This window comes from Dickeya sp. MK7, assembly GCF_000406305.1.
GTDB lineage: Bacteria > Pseudomonadota > Gammaproteobacteria > Enterobacterales > Enterobacteriaceae > Dickeya > Dickeya fangzhongdai.
In genome coordinates this window covers 1753928-1772246 of the sequence record NZ_CM001984.1, presented here as the reverse complement: position 1 = coordinate 1772246, position 18319 = coordinate 1753928, and the positions used below count along the sequence as shown (strand labels likewise).

Genomic DNA, 18319 nt, shown 5'->3' with positions numbered 1-18319 from the left:
TGAAGAAACAGTAGGCTGGACCCCGTCGTGCAGTGACCGCCAGCGCCGGTCACACGTCATTACGGGGCACGACCTAAACATCAGCGCGGCCCTCTGACGCCGGTCAGCGCGTCTGGCGCGCCGGACTCGTCGGAGGCGGCCGCCTCATCGGTTGCCGTGGGAAAACGCAGGGCGCACGGCAGCGCCAGCACGATCAAAATGCCGGTGGCAATAAAGGTTTCGCTAATGGCCGCGGCGCGCACGGCTTCGTGCGCCAGCCCGCTGCCCGCCAGCCGGAATTCGAGGTACAGCGACGCCACCACGATCGCCAGCGACGACACCAGCCGGCGCGAAATGTTGTTCATGGCGGCGCCTTGCGTGACCAACGTTTCCGGCAGCACATTCAGCCCGGCGGTGGTGACCGGCATGTAGGACAGCCCCAGCCCGGCGCCGCGCAGCATCATCCAGCCGAACACCACGCCAATTGAGGTCTGCGCGCCCGCCATGCCTAACCCGATGGTCGCCAGCGCGGTCAGCAATACCCCGGCGCCCACCACCCGCGACGGGCCGTGGCGATCCAGCAGGCTGCCGCCGACCTTGCCGAACAGGCTGGCGAACAGCGCGGTGCACAACAGCGCCAGCCCGGTCCAGATAGCGCTGTAGCCCATCACCATCTGCACCAGCATCGGCAACAGCACCAGGCACTCGAACATCCCGACCGACTGCACCACGGCGATCACCACGCTCAGTCGATAGCCGTGCAGTTGAAAAATACGCAGGTTAAGCAGCGGCTCGCGCTTACGCAGTTCGACGCGCACAAAAGCAATCAGGCAAACCGTAGCCGCCAGCAGCATCAGCAGGTTGAACGGATTCGCCAGCGCCGCGGCATGGTGCAATCGTCCGGCGCCGATCATCAGCAACCCGATGCCGGCGGACACCAGCAGATAACCGGTCATATCGAACGGTTTGCGCTCACCCGGCGCGGTTTTCGGCAACACCACCAGCCCCATCAGCAGCGCCAGCGCCCCAATGGGAATATTCATGGCGAACAGCGCCCGCCAGCTGAACCACTCCAGCAGGATGCCGCCGCACAGCGGCCCCAACGCCGGAGCCAGCATCACGATAGCGCCCCAGATGCCGGTAATACCGCCCCGCTCCTGTTTGGGGTACACCGAAAAAATCAGCGTCAGCGACAGCGGGATCATCAAGCCGCTGGCGATGCCCTGCACCGTTCGGGCGGCGATCACCAGCGAGATGGAATCCGCCATCATCCCCAGCAACGAACCGGTGATAAACAGCGCCACGCCCAGCAGGTAGAGTGGTTTGTTGCCCAGCCGGTGGCCGAGATAGCCGGTCAACGGCATGGTCATGCCCATGCTGACCATGAACGCCGCCACGATCCAGGTGGCGAGCAGCGGCCCGATCTGGAACACCTCGATAAACGCCGGCAGCGCCGGATTGAGCGTACTGTTATTCAGGCTGACGGTAGTGGTGCCGAGCAGCACATTGACCACCACCAGCCAGCGGGGAATAGCGTTATTCCACACGGCGCACCGCTCCGGCCGCATCCACCGTCACGCCGTCGTCAGTGATGAAATACTGCACGGGACGCGGATGACACAGGAAGTCGGCATGAGAAATGTTGTAGCCATAGGCGCCCGCCAGCGGCAACACCAGCAGATCCCCGATGTTGACGTCGGTCAGGCGCTGGTCGCGGCTAAGCACGTCCTTCGGCGTGCACAGCTGACCGACCACCGTCCAGTCGCGCGTTTCCCCGGCCGTCGGCGCCGCTGCCAGCGGCAGATGGACCACCGGATGGTCGTGTCCCTGCGCCACCGGCAGACGGAACTGGTGAGTGCCGCCGCGGCACACCAGAAAATGTTTGCCGTGACTGCGCTTTTTATCCAGCACTTCGATGGCGTAATAACCGCAGTAGGCGCTGATGAAACGCCCCGGCTCGAAGCGGACTATCGGCGCGTCCGGCTGTTGCGCCAGCCGCGTGCGCAGGTAATCGCACAGCGCCGGCCAGTCGAAACGCTCCGGCGTCAGATACGGCACGCCGATGCCGCCGCCCACGTTCAGGTGGGTAATGTGCTGCGGATGCGCGGACAGCGCCTTCCACTGCGGCCAGCGCGTCAGGTAGAGATCCAGCAATTGCTGGTGCCGCGCCACCACCATCTGGTGCGACATCGCGTGGACATGAAATCCTTTCAGTTGCAGATGGCTGGCGTTATCCACCTCGCGCACCGCGTCCGCCAGGTCGGCCTCATCCATGCCGAACGGCGTCGGCGTTCCGGCCATCGCCAGTTTACTGGTCAGCGACGACGCCAGTTCCGGATTGATGCGGATGAACACCGGCTGGACCACGCCATGCTGCTTCGCCCGCTGTTGCAGGCGGGCAATCTCGTGGCGACTTTCCACATGAACCGCTTCCACGCCCTGTTCCAGCGCCAGATCGAAGTCTGAGTCCAGTTTGCCCGGCCCGGAGAACACGAACGGTTTGCGCGTGTCGCAACCGGCCACACGCGCGATTTCACCGCCTGACGAGATTTCAAAGCCATGCACTAACGGCGCGATCGCGTCCAGAATCGGTTTTTCGCTGTTGGCTTTGATGGCGTAATAGAGTTCCACACCCGGCGGCAGCGCCGCCATCACTTCGCTGACGTGTTGGCGCAGCGCCGTCAGGTCGTACACAAACGCCGCCAGCGGGTCGGCATGCTGCTGTTGCAGGCGGACAATCACATCGTGGACGTGCAAAGGCAGCTTAGCCATGCTGCACCTCACCATGCTGTGCTTCGCTGCCGTACTGCACGGCCTTCCCCCAGGGCGACGGCAATCGGACATAGCTGGCCTGACGGTCGGCTTCGGCCGCCAGCCTGACCTTGAGGTTGGTTTTGCACGCCACCGGATGGCCGGCGATCAGTGCGTCCAGCTCCGGCGACGGTTGTTTCAGTTCCCCCTGAATGGCACGCAGTTGCTGTCGCACCCGTTGCCACATCAAGGGCGCCAGATGCGCACGTCCCTGACTCAAGGCCAGAATGGTTTCGGACAGATGATTAATGAACAGGCAGTACATGATGCGATTCCAGCCCTGCTCGCGCGAGTACAGCAGCGACTGACGCACACGGGGATGGATGTCGTCGCTAATATAGCGGGCACCAAGATCGTCGGTCAGCTTCACGCCTTCAAAGTCGCGCAGCAGCACCTGCTGCGGCCGCCCGTGTTGATGCACCAGCACGCTGTTTTGCAGATGCGGCTCCATCACCACGCCGTGATTGAAGAACAGCGACAGCACCGGGCGCAGCAGTTGCGTCTGGTAGTCATCGAACCAGTACAGCAATGCGTTGTCATCCAGCGCCTCGCCATAGTGCGTGCGCAGGAAGGTTTGAATCATCGGCTGCAAATCCACGCCGCGTGCAAACAGCGTACCGGCCATAATGCTGCGATCCGCGCCGGTATGACGGCAGAAATTCTCGCGCAGGATGCCGCCGGTCTGCTCGCGGAACCAGTGTCTGTCCGACTCGCTGGCGGCGACCGGGCTCCAGCTCACCACGCCGGGTTCGGCTGCGGCGACCAGCCCGCCCAGCGTGTCGGCATGCTGATCCAGCAACTGACGGAACAACCGGTCGATCAGCACCGTGCTTTCCAGTTCATACCAGGCGTTTTTGCGCACACAGTTGGTGATGCGCACATTCAGCGAACCTTTGATGAAGTAATCGTGATCGTCGATGAACCAGGTGCGAATAGAGGCGGTCGGGCTGGCGACGCGGCCGCTCTGCCCCAGATCGCGGATCACGTTATCGCGCAACAGCTGCTGCACGCGCTCATCTTGCATAAACAGCTGCGCCTGCACCGGGTGCATACAGATAATGGCGTGCCCTATAGAGGCTGACTGCTGGTCGGCGAACCCCTCCAGCACCTGTTGCGGCGTCAGGCCGTTGGCGCCGATGTGCAATCCGTCCACCGGCACTTCGAACTGATGCAACGCCGCACGGGCCTGGAATTCAGGCGCCCACTGTTCCTGACCAAGATGCGCCGGCCACAGACGCGCTTTGGGCGCGGGGTGGCTGGGGTGGCCGAACCACAAACCCTGTTCGCTCTGCAGATAGTGCTGCAGCGGCGCGTCCGCGCGCTGACGGCCGTTGTGGCTGACAATAGCGCTCACCAGCCGCTGGCTCTGGAGAATCTGCTCGTACAGCTCCGGGTTTTTCCTCCCGGCGATTTGCTCGCATGCGGCCAGCAGGCGTGCGACCAGACGTTCAAAATCGGGGCATTGCCATTCATCCTGCGCCTGGCGCAGGTAAACATCGGACAGGTAATGTTGGCTGCCGAAGGTGTCGCGGCGGTCTACCATGACAAACAGTTGCAGTTGGTCGGGCAAGCCGATCATCATCGGGATGCCCTTCCAGTTTGCACCATCAAAATAGGCCCCCGGCGGGATCCCTTTCATTTCGTCTGGCCATTCATATCGCAAATACCCTTCCGGTATCGCGAACTCTTTGATAAGACAATTCAGTAACCCATGTAAGGCTGCTTTTTCGCTTATCATTGTGGACAAAACATCATGATTTCGGTTGTTCATCTCTGCTCCGTAAGAATAACAATCGGCCGGTGGTGTAGAGCCTATCCCAATAGGGCTATTTCACTTGCCATTTTGGCCCTGGGCAGTGCTCGAAATCCTCACGTACTACGTGTACGCTCCGGTTTCTCCGCGCTGTCCGAGTCCAAACTGGCGGCGCCAATTACGCCTAGTGGGATAGGCTCTTATTTCGTGGCGAAGGTTAAATATCCTGAATAAATCACTGAATAATGCCCCGCCTTACGGCGGGGTTATTATCAGAAGTCAACGCTGTATCCTAATGTCACGGTTCTTCCCCGACCGGAGAAATAACGTAAGGGGTTCACAATCGCACTTTGCGAGTAATACGTGATGTACTCCTTGTCGAACAGATTGGAGACCGCCAGATTAATTTTACCTTTCGGCAATTTATAACCGACGGCGGCATCCACCAGCAGATAACCGTTAAAGTCCTGCTGACGTTTATCCATAATTCTGTCAAAGGCATAATTAGCCTGAATAAAGGATGACCATTGCGGCGTCCAGTTGGCGGACCAGCTGGCGGTCAGGCGATCCGGCGGGATATTCAGCCCGTCCAGCTTGCCGTCCAGACTGCCGTTGCCATCGCTGTCATACCAGCCCTGAATATGGGAATAACCGAGTTTCAGACGGTGATCGTCATTCACCTTGTAACCCAGCGACGTCTCGATGCCATCGATACGGGTTTTCTGACGTTCGCTCTGGAAGGTGCCGCTCACATCCACCACGCGTTCGCCCAGCTTGGATGTCGAGCGGTAGTAGCTCAGCTCAAACTCCACCGGGTCTTTCTGGATCCGCAAGCCGGTCTCAACGTTGTCCGTCACAATCGGTTCCAGCGGCAGCATGCTGACCGATTGATCGGCTTTTCTAATACCACGTAACGTACGGCCCACGTCCGGAATACCGAAGCCCTGCGAGTAGTTGGCGAACAGGCTCAACGGCTGGTAAGGCGTGGTCCACACCGCGCCGACGTTGTACAACGTCTTGTTGAAACTCAGGCGCCCGCCCTGAACATCTACACTGTTATTAGATTTTTGTACGGTGCTGGCCGCCACCGTGCGGAAGCTGTCGATATCCAGACGCGCGTACTCGTAGCGCACCCCGGTGGTGATTTTCAGCGACTCGATCGGCTGGATATCAAACTGCATAAACGGCGACAGATCGGTGTATTTCATCTGCGGCGCGTACAGGCGTTTGGTCAGCCAGAAATCCTGTTTGCCGGTATCGAACAGAGTATCGAACCCGACCGTCGCTTTCAGGTAATCGTCCCAGATATCGTCCTTGGTCAGCGCCACTTTGCTGCCGTAGCGGCTGGAGGTCACCCGCGACTGATCGTACAGCTGATTGAGCGGCGCAATGCGGATATCCTGGAAAGAATCCGAATTATCGGCGCCGAACAGCGACTCGTAATTCTGGTAATACACCAGCGAGTTCAGCTTCATGCCCGCCAGATTGTAGTTATCGTAGGTGGCGCTGGTGGTCCAGACGCTGTTCATCGGCGCATCGCCGACCGGGCGCCCGGATATCGAGGTGGTCGGGATACCGTTATTACGGTCGCCGGCGACGCCTAAATAGTTCATCTTGCCTTTGATCTGATAGCGGTTAAGGCTGAACTGTATCCGCTGGTCGTTATCCAGCCAGTAGCCCACTTTCGCCATCACATCGTAAGCGCGCGAATCCATCAGGTCGCCCTGGGTGTTATCAACCCCGATAGGACGATCTTTCCCGTCCAGGAACAATCCCTGATCTTCGTAACTGACTGAAAACAGGTAATCCAGATACTCTTCACGGCCACTGAATCCGTAGGTGGTTTTGTAGCTCATGGCGTCCGAGCTGACTTTCGTCGGCGAGGTGGTTTCCACGCTGAAGTGCTGGTTGAACGAGCCTGGCTCCGGGCGGCGGGTAATAATATTGATCACCCCGCCGGTCGCGCCGATGCCGTTGCTGGCGCTGGCGCCGTGAATCACTTCGATGCGATCCACCATCGCGAAATCGATGGTGTGCATTTCACGCCCGGTAGGGCGCAACGGGTTGGATTGCGGAATACCATCCACCAGAATCAACGGCGCGCGGCCGCGGAAGGTCTCGCCGCTACCGCTCATTTTCTGACGGCTCGGCGCCATCGACGGCAATAAGTTGCTTAATATCTGGGAAGAATCACTGGTAATTTGTCGCTGCTGTTCGATCTGTTCTTTAGTAATAATCGTCACGACCTGAGGTGAATCTTTTTTCTCGGTATCCGTTCGGGATGCCGTCACCACCATTTCGTTGTCATTTTTGTTTGTGCTGTCTGCTGCGTTAGCCTGTGCAAATAAAAATAATGGCGTCAACGCATATAATGCCCGAACCTTCATTCATTCAACCTCATTATTATCTTCCCAGTAAATAAACGCTGGCGGTTCCGCCAGCATACGTCGTTAATATTATTGTTTAGCCTCAGGCTATATCCGTAATAACGCCGGTTACGTTTTCTTTTTATTATCTCGTCGTCATTATCATTACGGACCATATACTTACCTCTGGCATTATGGATGACGGACTTGCGCCACGGCTTCGATCAACGCGCGCTCGAAGCGCTCCACTACGCTGCGGCACTGCTCCTCGGTAATAATCAGCGGCGGCAGCAGCCTGACCACGTTACCCTGTCGTCCGCCCCGCTCCAGCAACAAGCCCTGGCGGAAGCAGTGCTGTTGAATCGCGACCGCCAGTTCGGCATCCAGCGGATAACAGCCGCCCGCCTGCGTTGGCCGGCGCTCATCCACGACTTCAATTCCCAGCATCAGGCCGCGGCCGCGTACCTGTCCCAGGCAGGGGAAGCGCGTCTGTAACTGGGTAAACTGCTGCTTCAGCCAGTCGCCGCGGGCAGTCGCCTGCGCCGCCAGCTTGTCGCGCAGCAGAATCTCGATGGTGGTTTTGCCGGTGGCCATCGCCATCTGGTTACCGCGGAACGTCCCGGTATGGGTACCCGGTTTCCAGACATCGAACTCGCGGCGAATGCCCAGCACCGCCATCGGCAAGCCGCCGCCCACCGCTTTCGACATCACGATGATGTCCGGCTCGATGCCGGCTTGTTCGAAGGCGAACAGCGTGCCGGTACGGGCGAATCCGGCCTGCACTTCATCCACAATCAGCAGAATGCCGTGACGGCGGGTCACCTCGCGCAGCGTTTGCAGCCAGCTGGCCGGCGCCGGGTTGACGCCGCCCTCGCCCTGCACCGCTTCGACAATGACGGCGGCCGGCAACGACATGCCGCGCTCGACATCCTCAATAAACGTGGTGAAATAGTGGCTCAGCGCCTGTACGCCCGCCTCACCGCCAATCCCCAGCGGGCAGCGGTATTCATGGGGGTAAGGCAGGAACTGGACGCCGGGCATCAGATTCTGCACCGCGTCCTTGGGACCGGTATTGCCGGTGACGGCCAGCGCGCCGTGCGTCATACCGTGGTAGCCGCCGGAGAAGCTGATGATGCCGCCGCGGCCGGTATAGGTTTTCGCCAGTTTTAATGCGGCCTCAACCGCATCCGCTCCCGAGGGGCCGCAGAACTGCAGGCAGTACTGGTTTTCGCCGCCGGGCAGCTGCGCCAGCAGGGTTTCGCAAAAGGCGTCTTTCAGCGGCGTGGTGAGATCCAGCGTATGCATCGGCAGGCCCGACGCCAGAAATTGCTGGATGCTGGCCACCACTTCAGGGTGGTTATGCCCCAGCGCCAGCGTACCGGCACCCGCCAGACAGTCCAGATACGGATTGCCGTCTACATCCGTCACCCACACGCCTTGCGCTTTCTGGATCACCAGCGGCAGTTTGCGCGGATAACTTCGAACATTGGACTCAAACCATCCCTGTCGCTCCAGATAATCTGCATTGGTTCTCTGCACATGATCCGTAACCGCAAACTGTGTCTCTGACATCGTCTTCACCCCCTGTGATATTGATAATGACAACAATTATCATTAACAATAATGACGCTCAAGTGTTATTTAAATGACGGTTTTCATAACCAAATCCTTACAATTAATGACGCTATATTCACTAAATGCATACAGCGCGAGGGTTTTGGCAACACGCTGTCGCCTAAAAACGGGGGAATCGCCGGTAAGATGAAAAAACGATTTTGTGACGCAAATCACAAAATATACGCTAAATAAAATCTGCATTTTGCCGAGAGGCAATTCCAGCGGAAATATGCTGCCAGTGGCGGCGATCTGGCATGGAACAGACGGAATCTGTCGCTATCCGGCATTAGACGGGGCGGTCTGCGATAAAAACCGGTTTTCGCCTCGACAAACCGGTTCGCTGATAAACGCTTTTTGGCAAACGCTGTTGAGAAACAAAAAAGCGGCTTAGCGCGCTGATGTCTCCGACTCAAACAGCGGCAACGGCTTGCCGATGATGTAGCGCCGGCGCAAATGCGCGGACAAGACATCCATCAGCATCACCACCGCCACCAGAATCAGGGTGATGAACATCACCACATCCCAGTTCCACAGTCGCATGTTTTCGGCGTACACCAACCCGACGCCGCCGGCGCCGACAAACCCCAGCACCGCCGCCGACCGCACGTTGGACTCCATCTGATACAGGCTTAGCGCCAGAAAAGTGGGAAACGATTGGGTGAAGATGCCGAAACGGTGTTTTTGCAGGCTGTTGGCGCCGACCGCGCCAAGTCCGCGGCTGGGTGAACGTTCTACCGCTTCATGCCCCTCCGCGTACAGCTTGCCGAGCAGACCGGCGTCCTGCATCAGGATCGCCAGCGCGCCGGACAGCGGCCCCATGCCCACCGCCCGCACGAAAATCAGCCCCCAGATCGCCATGTCGATGCCGCGCAAGATATCCAGCAGACGACGCACCAGCAACGCCACCGGCCGCAACATCGGTTCGTGCATCACGTTGCGAGCCGCCAGGAACGACAACGGCAGCGCCACTATCGTAGCGGTCAGGGTACCGGCGAACACGATGGCGATGGTGATGAATACCTGCGACAGGTAGTAACCGAACGGCCAATCGAGAAAGTCATGCCACACGAACATACGCACAAAATAGCGCCCCAGTTCGCTGAAGCCGCGCAGCCACTGTTCGGCGCTGATGCCGAAAAACGTCAGAAACGCCAGATAGTAAAGCAGCACGGCCGCCGCCATCAGCCCGACGCGCCGCAAGTAGCGGCGTTGCTGGCAGAACAACGCCGGGTGCTGTTGTTTCATCGCGGCGATGTCCGCCGGCGTCAACGGGGTCATGTTCATTTGCCGCCCTCCACCACTTGCCGCCGTAACCGCCCGGACAGCGCATCCAGAATCGAGACCACCACGATGATCAGCAGCATGGTCATGCTGACCTGATCGTAGCGGTCCAGCTTGATATTGGTCATCAGTTCCTGACCGATGCCCCCGGCGCCCACCAGCCCAAGAATGGTGGACTGACGGAAGTTAATTTCCAGCCGCATAAAACTGTAGGACAGCACGATCGGTTTGACCTGCGGCCACAGCCCAAAACGCATACGCTGCAACACGCTGGCGCCACAGGCGGCCAGCCCGCGCACCGGCCGTTCCGAGGCGCTTTCAATCGCTTCATAAAACAGCTTGGTCAGGCAACCGACGGTATGCAGCGCCAGCGCCAGAAAGCCGGGAATAACGCCGATACCGAATGCCATCACGAACATCACCGCCCATGCCAGCTCCGGCATGGTGCGCAGAAACGCCAGCAACGCACGGAGAGTAAAACGCACGCCCGGCGGGCTTTGCGTATTGTTGGCCGCCAGAAACCCCAGCACCACCGACGCCGCGACCGACAGCAGCGTCGCCGCCAGCGCCAGGTTGAGCGTCTCCCAGATCAACGGCAACTGGATATTGAGGCGGTATCCCCAGTAGGCCAGCGAGCCTTCGGTATGGCCGTCGGCGAACAGCAGCGGCCAGTGCAGCACCGGCAGCGTCTCGATCAGGTAGTCAAAAAAGTGGGGAAACGAGGTCCACAGGGTATGCAGATTGAATTCGGACAACGCGCCCGCGCCGATGTACAGCACGACCAGCACCAGTGTCCATATCAGCGACTCGCGCTTCTGCCGTGTGCGTATCCGCTGGTAATAGCGTTCAAAATCAGGGTTCAGCATGAGTTTGGTCTGAATGGTGGAAAAGCGATGATGGGTTTGGAACCGCAACAGTGTGAAAAAATAGGCATCCTGCCTGTGCCGCAGTCCGTCAATGTTGCGCCGTTGCGCACCGCCGGTCGGGAAAACGCCGAGCCTGACGACCCGGCGCGCCGCCCTTAGCGGTTGCCTTTGGTCAGTTCACGCTTCATGGCGATAATGGTTTTGTAATCGTCCACGCTGGCCGGGCCGATGTGCTGTTTGCCGCCCATCGCCTTGATGAAACAGGTATGATCTTCTTTATCCAGCTTGTTCACCGCGGTAATCAGTTTGGCTTTGAAGTCGGCCGGCAACGCGTTGCTCACCAGAATCGGGCCGTTCGGGATCAGCGGCGATTGCCAGATGATGCGAATCTGTTTCATCAGATCCGGGTGGTCCATGCGAATCAGACGGCCGAACGCGCCGCTGGTGTAGCCGGTGTTGTAGTCGCCAATCATCGACGCCCAGGTCACCGCGCCGTCAAACTGGCCGTTCAGTACGCCGAGGATGTCCTGCTCATGCCCGCCGGAGAAGGTGACGCTGGAGAAGAAATTGTTGTACTTGTTATCGACGCTGCCGCCGAATTTCTCTTTAAACGCCTGATTGGGAATCAGGTAGCCGGAGGTGGAATCCGGGTCGGCGAAACCGACCGCCTTACCTTTCAGATCTTCCAGCTTCTGGTACGGGCTGTCGGCCTTAACGATCACCACCGAATGATAGCCGCGCGACTGGTCGACGTCGTCCACCGCGATACCGACGACATCCACCGCGTTGGGATCTTTGATGTATACCGACGCATACGACGACGGCGACATGCTCAACACCAGATCAATCTTTTTGCCCAACAGCCCCTGAATAACCCCGGCATAGTCGGATGAGTTGCGCAATTGGGTATCGACATTCAGCTCTTTATCGAGAAACTGTTTAACGCACTGGTTATCGCCGATCTGCTGAGTCGCGTTCTGACCGCCCAGGATGCCCAGATTCAGCGTTTTCGGTGTTTCCGCGGCGAATACGCTGGCGGACACTACCGCACCGGCCAGCAAGGTGGTCAACGTGAAGGTTTTTTTCATCAGTTTTGCCTATGTTGTCGTTATGCCAAGGTGTGTTGTCGTTATGCCAAGGTGTAGCGATGTGATGTCGAAAAATCCGCTACCCGCGTTAAAACCACCGGGACGCGGGGAGTGCCAAAAAGGGAATCAGTGCACCGGCTGCAGATCGTCGCCGTACAGGGTACGCAGCAGGCTGTCGGTCAGTTCTGACGGCGGGCCGTCAAACAGGATGCGCCCCTGGGCGATGCCAATAGCCCGGGTGCAGTATTCTTTCACCAGCTCGACCGAATGCAGGTTCACCACGACGGTGATGCCGTTGTCGCTCACCTGTCGTAGTACGTCCATGATGCGGCGGGTGTTTTTCGGGTCGAGCGACGCCACCGGCTCGTCGGCCAGCAGGATTTTGGGGTTCTGCATCAGCGCGCGGCAGATAGCGACGCGCTGCATCTGGCCGCCGGACAGGTTTTCCGCCCGCTGCAACGCATGCGGCAGCAGGTTCATCCATTGCAGCAGCCCAATGGCGTGCGCGCGATCCTCATCGGAAAACAGTTTGAAGAACGACTTCAGGGTGGAGGTCCGGCTCAGGCGGCCCAGCAGTACGTTGGTCAGCACATCCAACCGCGGCACCAGACAAAAATCCTGAAAGATCATGCCGCATTCGCTGCGCCACTGGCGCATCTGCCGGCTGCTGAAACGCAGAATGTCCTGCGTGTCGCCCTGCCCGCCATCGTGCTGGGCAGGATAGCGCAGGATTTGCCCTTCGCTGGCCGGAATAGTGCCGTTCATCACGTGCAACAAGGTGGACTTACCGGCGCCGGAACGGCCGATCACCGCCACCATCTCGCCGGCGTGCAAATCAAAACTGAGGTTCTCCAGCACCCGTTTCTGCTGACCGGAATAGGCCTTACACAGCTGACGCACCGACAAAATGGTCTGCTGCGGTTGCGTCTGGAAATGATGTGCGCGCAGTGGAGTAGCGCTTTCGGATGCCAACAGTGCCTGTGCCATGAGTTTCGTCATCGTTTAGTCAACAATATGGACGTTATTAAGCGCAGCGCAGATGAATACCTGATGACAGCTTTGTGATTAAAAAATGAACTCACGGACATTCCACCTCGCCTCATAACCGTTTCTGTCGCCGCTTTCGATGAGGGAATTTACGCCGACTCCCCGAAGCGCATTCTGAGCGCGTCGACAACGCTTTTAATTTTAACGGTCTGCCGCCGCCCTGCCGGCACCAGCACATGCATAGGGCGAGCAGGTCCTTCATACTCAGGCAACACCTGGACAAGACGCCCTTGCCGGATTTCTTCGCGCAGCACATCTTCTGGACCTAACGTGACGCCATAACCCTCTATCGCAGCATGTAGCAACGCCTTCCAGTCATTTGAGCGGAACCGGCCTTGCGGCCTGACGTCTTCGGTCTTGCCCGCTCGATGGAACACCCAACGGCAAGGGGCGGCGGGTGACCATATTCCGTAAACGAGGCAGGCGTGATGTGCAAGCTCAGCCGGTACTGCCGGTAAACCTTCGCGCGCGACATAGTCTGGCGAGGCACAGGCGATTAAACGGTAAGGCCGCAGCGGCCACGCCAGCATTGAACTGTCGGCCAGTTCACCGATGCGAATGATGACTTCAAAACCCTCTTCAATCGGGTCGACCAGACGATCACTCAACGTCAGTTCCACCTGCGTATCCGGATAATTTCCGAGATAGTGTGTAAGAAAAGGGGCCAGAGTATACGAGCCAAAGGTCACCGGCGCGTTTACCCGAATAACACCGGAAGGTGTGGCCTTCATGTCCAGCACAATGGCATCGGCGGCTTCTGCTTCAGCCAGTACCATCCGACACCGTTCGTAATAACTGCGGCCAATATCGGTCAGACTCTGGCGGCGCGTGGTGCGATTCAGCAATCTGACGCCGAGCCGTGCTTCCAGCCAGGCCACATGTTTCGCCACCATTTGCGCAGAGAGACTCAACGCCTCGGCTGCCGCTGCAAAAGAGCCAAGCTCCGCCGCCTTCACAAAAACGTTCATGCTGGTCAGCCTATCCACCATTCCCTCCATTTTGTTGTTTATTTATGTTTTATATTGCGCTTTATCTCCGATTTGTAGGGAACTATTTTCTTGTTATCTCAACACGAAAAAGGAAAAAACGATGAAGATTGGCATTATTGGCGCAGGTTTCGTCGGACGGGCAATAGCAACGCTGGCCATTAAAAACGGCCATCAGGTGATGCTCAGCAACTCACGCGGCCCACAGACGCTGTTCAGTCTCCGGCCAATGGTTGGCTGTGACGTTGGCACCGCCACCGAAGCCGCCATTTTTGGCGATGTCGTCGTCATCGCGGTTCCCCTCTCGGCTATCAGCCAGCTTCCTGTCGCGGAACTACGGGGAAAACCGGTGGTGGATGCCGTCAACTACTATCCTGAACGCGATGGGCAAGTTGAGGCGCTGGACAGACTGGAAACCACTACCAGCGAGCTTCTGGCCGGCTATTTGCCCGGCGCGCTGATAACAAAAGCATTTAACGCCATCCCCATGACACAGCTTGAAAGTGACGGGCTTCCCTCTGGCGCGCCGACGCGCCGGGCGCTACCGCTTGCCGGAGATGATGCGACAGGTAAACGGCTGGTCACCGAACTATACGAAGCTTTTGGTTTCGATGTCGTTGACGCAGGTGCTCTCGCCGAAGGATGGCGCTTTGAGCGGGGAATGCCGACTTATTGTGTACGGATGACAAAAGAGACGCTGAGCACAGCACTCGATAATGCTCAACGCAGTGACGTCGCTGTTTCCGGCAGATGACGCCGCAGCAATACCGCGACACGGGCACGCCGCAACATATTCCGGCTTAGACCTATCCGGTCGACTGATTTCTGAGCGGGAACTGACGCTATCTTCCCGTCTCAGCTTATTCAGTTGCGGTTTTCGTCGCTACACGTTGATCCATGCCCCATCGGCCGCCGCGCGCACCCCGTCCGGCAGGTCGTTTAGCATCAGCCAGGCGTCGGTTTCGTGGCTGACGTGGGTCAGCCAGGTTTGCGTCGGCCGCAGCTGTTCGCGCACCCGCAGCACGGTGTTGAGGTCGCTGTGGTTGAGCGGCGGCCTATCCCGCGGCGGCTGGGTGCAGTCCATCACCATATGATCGAGCCGTTTGCCGCGCAGGAAATCCAACGTATCGTCCGGCAAACCGCAGGTGTCGGTCAGGTAGGCCACGCTCTGCCCGCCATGTTCCAGCAGATAGCCGAAGGTGGGTTTGGAATGATTGAGCGGCAGCGCCGTGACCCGCAGCGCCCCCATCGTTACCGCCTGAAACGGCGTCATCGCCGGCTGGAAATCAAGCCGACGCGGATGCTTGTACAGGTCGTCGCATCCCTGTTCATCCGGCGGCCCGAACACCGGGATGCGATCGCCGATGCCCCAGCGCAGCGAAAACAGCCCCTGCACATGGTCGACATGGTAGTGCGTCAGCAGGATGCGACGAATCTCGTTGACGCCAAAGCGCTGCTCCAGTTGCGTGACGCCGGCGTCCAGCAGCGTCGCCTCGCCGTCGCACCGAACCAGCATGCTGCTCGGTCCGCGCCGAAAGCGCGGATCCAACCGCGCCCGCTCGCAGGCGATACACTCACAACCGGTCAGCGGCACCTGCTGCGCGTCGCCGGTCCCCATAAACATTAGCTCCATAACATTAGCTCCACTTTTGAGGCTGTTAACAAACGGCCGTGTTGTTTTGTTATTGGCGAATAGATGTCAACGCCGTGAAATGTTTCGTGCGTGATGACCTCAATGATCTCTTTGTAACGTCATCGCACGCACGACAAGGAGAGGCTCATCGCCGCCTCTCCTTGACCTCTGGCTGGTGGCTAAACTGTGGCGCTACGCGCTACCTTCGGCACTCGACTTCGCTATTCGGGCCGCCCGTGACGCGTTTACTCGCCCCATACCTGGGGCTCGCCCTACGGGCCAGCGTAAACGCTGTTCAAAAACGCTCCCGGCGTTTTTGTCAGACGCGGCACGGGCTTTCGCAGCATCCATGCTGCTCACCCGGCGAAGTCGCCCACCTCAGCACAGTTTTTGACGCCGGAAAAAAACACTCCCCCCGGGCTAAAGGGGGGTATCAGCAATCTCGTTTTTCAGCCGCTAACAGGGTGTGAAACGCCAGCAGCGTTTGCGCCAGCGCACCATCGTTATTCAGTCGCCGGCACGCCGCCGGAACCGGCATGGCGTCAGCCCGCTGCAACCGCTGCGCGATCGCCGCGTCATCTTCCCGCCCGCGCTGACGCAAACGCTGCGCCAGCACCTCCGGGGATACCTGCAGGCACACCGGCAATAAGCGGTCGCCGTAGCGCGTTTGCGCCTGCTGATGATGAAAGCGCGATCCATTGACCACCACATCCAGCCCGGCGGACAGCCACAGGTCGATTTCAATGCCGATGCCATACTGATAGTGGTGCGCCTGCCAGTGCAATGCGAACAAACCGCACTCACGGCGCTGCGCGAACTCCGCGTCGCTCAGCGCAATATGGTTTTCGCCGCCGGCCTGCGCCGGGCGGGTAATGTAGCGATGCGCCACCAGCAGGCGCGGCGGATTCGTCTGCCGCAGGGCATCCAGCAGGGAATCTTTACCGGAGCCGGACGCGCCGGTCAGCCAGATTAGCCGCGCCATCAGAACACCTGTCGCCCCTGCGCCCACACCTGACGAATCCGTACCTGACCGTGCGAGTGGTGCGCCAGCACCAGATCGGCGCGCAGCCCGTCGGCAATCCGCCCCCGATCGTCTAACCCGACCGACTGCGCCGGATTAGCGCTGACCATCGCCACCGTCTGCGGCAACGTAAACGGATTACGCTCATCCGTCGCCAGGCGAAACGCCGCATCCAGCAGGCTGGCGGGGTAATAGTCGGATGACAGAATATCCAGCAGCCCCTGCTCCGCCAGATGGGACGCCGCCACGTTGCCGGAGTGGGAGCCGCCGCGCACGATATTGGGCGCCCCCATCAGCACCTTCATGCCGCTGGCGTGCGACGCCTGCGCCGCCATCTCGGTGGTGGGGAATTCGGCGATCACGCTGCCCAGCGCCAGCGATTCATGCACATGCGCAGCGGTAGCGTCGTCGTGGCTGGCCAGCGCGATGCCGCGCTCGCGGCAATGCGCGGCAATCGCCAGCCGGTTCGGCGTCGACCAGCGTTCGGACAGCGCCCGCTGTTCGGTTTCAAACGCATCCATCTCGGCATCGTTCAGGTGGTATTTGCCCTGATAATACTCGCGGTATTTTTCCGGCGTGGCGAACTGCCGCTGCCCCGGCGAGTGGTCCATCAGCGACACCAGCGCCACTTCCGGCGTGTTCATCAACGCTTCAAACAGCGGCAAGGTGGTGTGGTGCGGCAATTCGCAACGCAGGTGAATCAGATGCTGCGCCCGGTTCACCCCCAGTTGCTGGCTGTGAACGATGGCGTCGATCATGCGACGCAGGTTATCGAGCCGGTGGCCGCCGTCGCGTACATCGCCTATCGCCACCGCATCCAGCACCGTGGTGATGCCGCTGGCGACGATCAGCGCATCGTGGCTGCTCATCGCCGAATGCGCCGGCCAGTCGACATTCGGGCGCGGCATGAAAAACTTGTCCAGATTGTCGGTATGCAGCTCCACCAGCCCCGGCAGCAGCCAGCCGCCTTCGCCGTCCAGCGCCTGCGGCAGTTGACTGGGGGTGGAGGAAAAGGCCTCGATCGCGCCGTTGCGCCAGGCCAGCGATCCGCTGACCACCTCATCCTGCAACACCAACTGTACGTTATTGATGATCCGGGTAGTATCGCTGCTCTGAGTCGTCGCGCTCATGGCGTGAGCTCCTGCGTTACGGGCGTCATGTGATGCAGGCGGTCCGCCACCCGGGCGCGCACCTGCGCATCGTGGAAAATGCCGACCACCGCCGCGCCGCGGGCACGCGCTTCCTCCACCAGCTCCACCACCGCGTCGCGGTTGGCGGCGTCCAGCGAGGCGGTCGGTTCGTCCAGCAGCAGCAACGGATAATCGGCGATAAACCCGCGGGCGATGTTGACCCGCTGCTGCTCGCCGCCGGAGAAGGTGGCGGGCGCCAGCGTCCATAGCCGGCGCGGGACATTGAGCCGGGTCAGCAGCGCGTCGGCGCGCGCTTCGCATACCGCCCGGTCTTCGCCGCGCTCCAGCAACGGCTGCATCACCACCTCCAGCGTCGGAATGCGCGGGATCACCCGCAGAAACTGGCTGACCCAGCCGATGGTGTCGCGCCGTACCGCCAGCACCTGCCGGGCCGGGGCGGTCACCAGATCGACCCACGCCTCGCGGTGGCGCACCCAGACATGACCGCTGTCCGGCTGATAGTTGGCGTACAGCGAACGCAGCAGCGTGGACTTACCGCTGCCGGAATGGCCGTGCAGCACCACGCATTCGCCGGCGGCCACCGTCAGGCTGGCCTGATGCAACACCGGCAGCCGGGCGGCGTGCTGGTTGTGCAGTACAAAAGTTTTACTCAGATTTTCCACGCGCAGAACCGTCATGGACGTGCCTTCGGTTGTCATGTTTCACCTCATCGCCATTCAC

The 18319-nt window shown here is 59.7% G+C and carries 16 protein-coding genes; 2 read left to right on the top strand and 14 right to left on the bottom strand.

The genetic code is table 11. The features are described 5' to 3' along the window. Nucleotides 1-80 precede the first annotated feature (80 nt). From DXXMK7_RS07705 to phnE (DXXMK7_RS07675), 7 genes are all read right to left on the bottom strand, one after another. Nucleotides 81-1526: a DHA2 family efflux MFS transporter permease subunit gene (locus DXXMK7_RS07705; RefSeq protein WP_038920895.1), complete on the bottom strand. Its 1446-nt coding sequence runs from the start codon at nucleotides 1524-1526 to the stop codon at nucleotides 81-83. Then, nucleotides 1516-2751, bottom strand: a complete 1236-nt coding sequence (locus DXXMK7_RS07700; protein WP_038918571.1) for a type III PLP-dependent enzyme — start codon at nucleotides 2749-2751, stop codon at nucleotides 1516-1518. The genes DXXMK7_RS07705 and DXXMK7_RS07700 overlap by 11 nt, the downstream gene beginning before the upstream one ends. Further along, the gene (locus DXXMK7_RS07695; RefSeq protein WP_038918570.1) at nucleotides 2744-4561 is read right to left on the bottom strand and encodes an IucA/IucC family siderophore biosynthesis protein; all 1818 of its coding nucleotides are present in this window, start codon (nucleotides 4559-4561) and stop codon (nucleotides 2744-2746) included. Before DXXMK7_RS07695 ends, DXXMK7_RS07700 begins: the two co-directional genes overlap by 8 nt. A 254-nt stretch (nucleotides 4562-4815) precedes the next feature. Then, a complete protein-coding gene (locus DXXMK7_RS07690; protein ID WP_038918569.1) occupies nucleotides 4816-6930 on the bottom strand; it encodes a TonB-dependent receptor in 2115 nt (704 codons plus the stop codon). Nucleotides 6931-7101: 171 nt separating this feature from the next. Next, nucleotides 7102-8481: a diaminobutyrate--2-oxoglutarate transaminase gene (locus tag DXXMK7_RS07685; protein WP_049842414.1), complete on the bottom strand. Its 1380-nt coding sequence runs from the start codon at nucleotides 8479-8481 to the stop codon at nucleotides 7102-7104. A 432-nt stretch (nucleotides 8482-8913) separates the two neighbouring features. Continuing rightward, nucleotides 8914-9804 carry a phosphonate ABC transporter, permease protein PhnE gene (phnE, locus tag DXXMK7_RS07680; protein WP_038920893.1) on the bottom strand — a complete coding sequence of 297 codons (891 nt, stop codon included), beginning with the start codon at nucleotides 9802-9804 and terminating at the stop codon, nucleotides 8914-8916. A gap of 2 nt (nucleotides 9805-9806) precedes the next feature. Continuing rightward, nucleotides 9807-10673 (bottom strand): phosphonate ABC transporter, permease protein PhnE, encoded by an 867-nt coding sequence (gene phnE / locus DXXMK7_RS07675; RefSeq protein WP_174213735.1) that lies wholly within the window; start codon nucleotides 10671-10673, stop codon nucleotides 9807-9809. 27 nt (nucleotides 10674-10700) lie between these two features. Here phnE (DXXMK7_RS07675) and DXXMK7_RS23175 point away from each other — a divergent pair, with 27 nt between their 5' ends. Continuing rightward, nucleotides 10701-10832: a hypothetical protein gene (locus DXXMK7_RS23175; RefSeq protein WP_255412276.1), complete on the top strand. Its 132-nt coding sequence runs from the start codon at nucleotides 10701-10703 to the stop codon at nucleotides 10830-10832. Here DXXMK7_RS23175 and phnD read toward each other — a convergent pair. The 3 genes from phnD to DXXMK7_RS07660 form a co-directional block, all read right to left on the bottom strand. Then, nucleotides 10829-11761 (bottom strand): phosphonate ABC transporter substrate-binding protein, encoded by a 933-nt coding sequence (gene phnD / locus DXXMK7_RS07670; protein ID WP_038918568.1) that lies wholly within the window; start codon nucleotides 11759-11761, stop codon nucleotides 10829-10831. The two genes, DXXMK7_RS23175 and phnD, sit on opposite strands and share 4 nt — an antisense overlap. A gap of 126 nt (nucleotides 11762-11887) precedes the next feature. Next, entirely contained in the window at nucleotides 11888-12748 is an 861-nt protein-coding gene (gene phnC, locus DXXMK7_RS07665; RefSeq protein ID WP_038918566.1) for a phosphonate ABC transporter ATP-binding protein, read from the bottom strand. A gap of 149 nt (nucleotides 12749-12897) precedes the next feature. Beyond that, nucleotides 12898-13794 (bottom strand): LysR family transcriptional regulator, encoded by an 897-nt coding sequence (locus DXXMK7_RS07660; protein ID WP_038920890.1) that lies wholly within the window; start codon nucleotides 13792-13794, stop codon nucleotides 12898-12900. 103 nt (nucleotides 13795-13897) lie between these two features. Between DXXMK7_RS07660 and DXXMK7_RS07655 the strand changes: the two genes are divergently transcribed. Continuing rightward, nucleotides 13898-14548: an NADPH-dependent F420 reductase gene (locus tag DXXMK7_RS07655; protein ID WP_038918565.1), complete on the top strand. Its 651-nt coding sequence runs from the start codon at nucleotides 13898-13900 to the stop codon at nucleotides 14546-14548. Between the two features lie 129 nt (nucleotides 14549-14677). On the opposite strand, the gene phnP is transcribed toward DXXMK7_RS07655, so the two are convergent. The 4 genes from phnP to phnL all read right to left on the bottom strand — a co-directional run bounded on the left by phnP (nucleotide 14678) and on the right by phnL (nucleotide 18297). Then, complete coding sequence (phnP, locus tag DXXMK7_RS07650) at nucleotides 14678-15427, bottom strand: phosphonate metabolism protein PhnP (protein WP_038918564.1); 750 nt, start codon at nucleotides 15425-15427, stop codon at nucleotides 14678-14680. 433 nt (nucleotides 15428-15860) lie between these two features. Then, complete coding sequence (phnN, locus tag DXXMK7_RS07645) at nucleotides 15861-16409, bottom strand: ribose 1,5-bisphosphokinase (protein WP_038918562.1); 549 nt, start codon at nucleotides 16407-16409, stop codon at nucleotides 15861-15863. Beyond that, complete coding sequence (gene phnM / locus DXXMK7_RS07640) at nucleotides 16409-17578, bottom strand: alpha-D-ribose 1-methylphosphonate 5-triphosphate diphosphatase (RefSeq protein ID WP_049842415.1); 1170 nt, start codon at nucleotides 17576-17578, stop codon at nucleotides 16409-16411. Before phnM ends, phnN begins: the two co-directional genes overlap by 1 nt. Beyond that, complete coding sequence (phnL, locus tag DXXMK7_RS07635; protein ID WP_038918561.1) at nucleotides 17575-18297, bottom strand: phosphonate C-P lyase system protein PhnL; 723 nt, start codon at nucleotides 18295-18297, stop codon at nucleotides 17575-17577. The genes phnM and phnL overlap by 4 nt, the downstream gene beginning before the upstream one ends. Nucleotides 18298-18319: the final 22 nt, after the last annotated feature.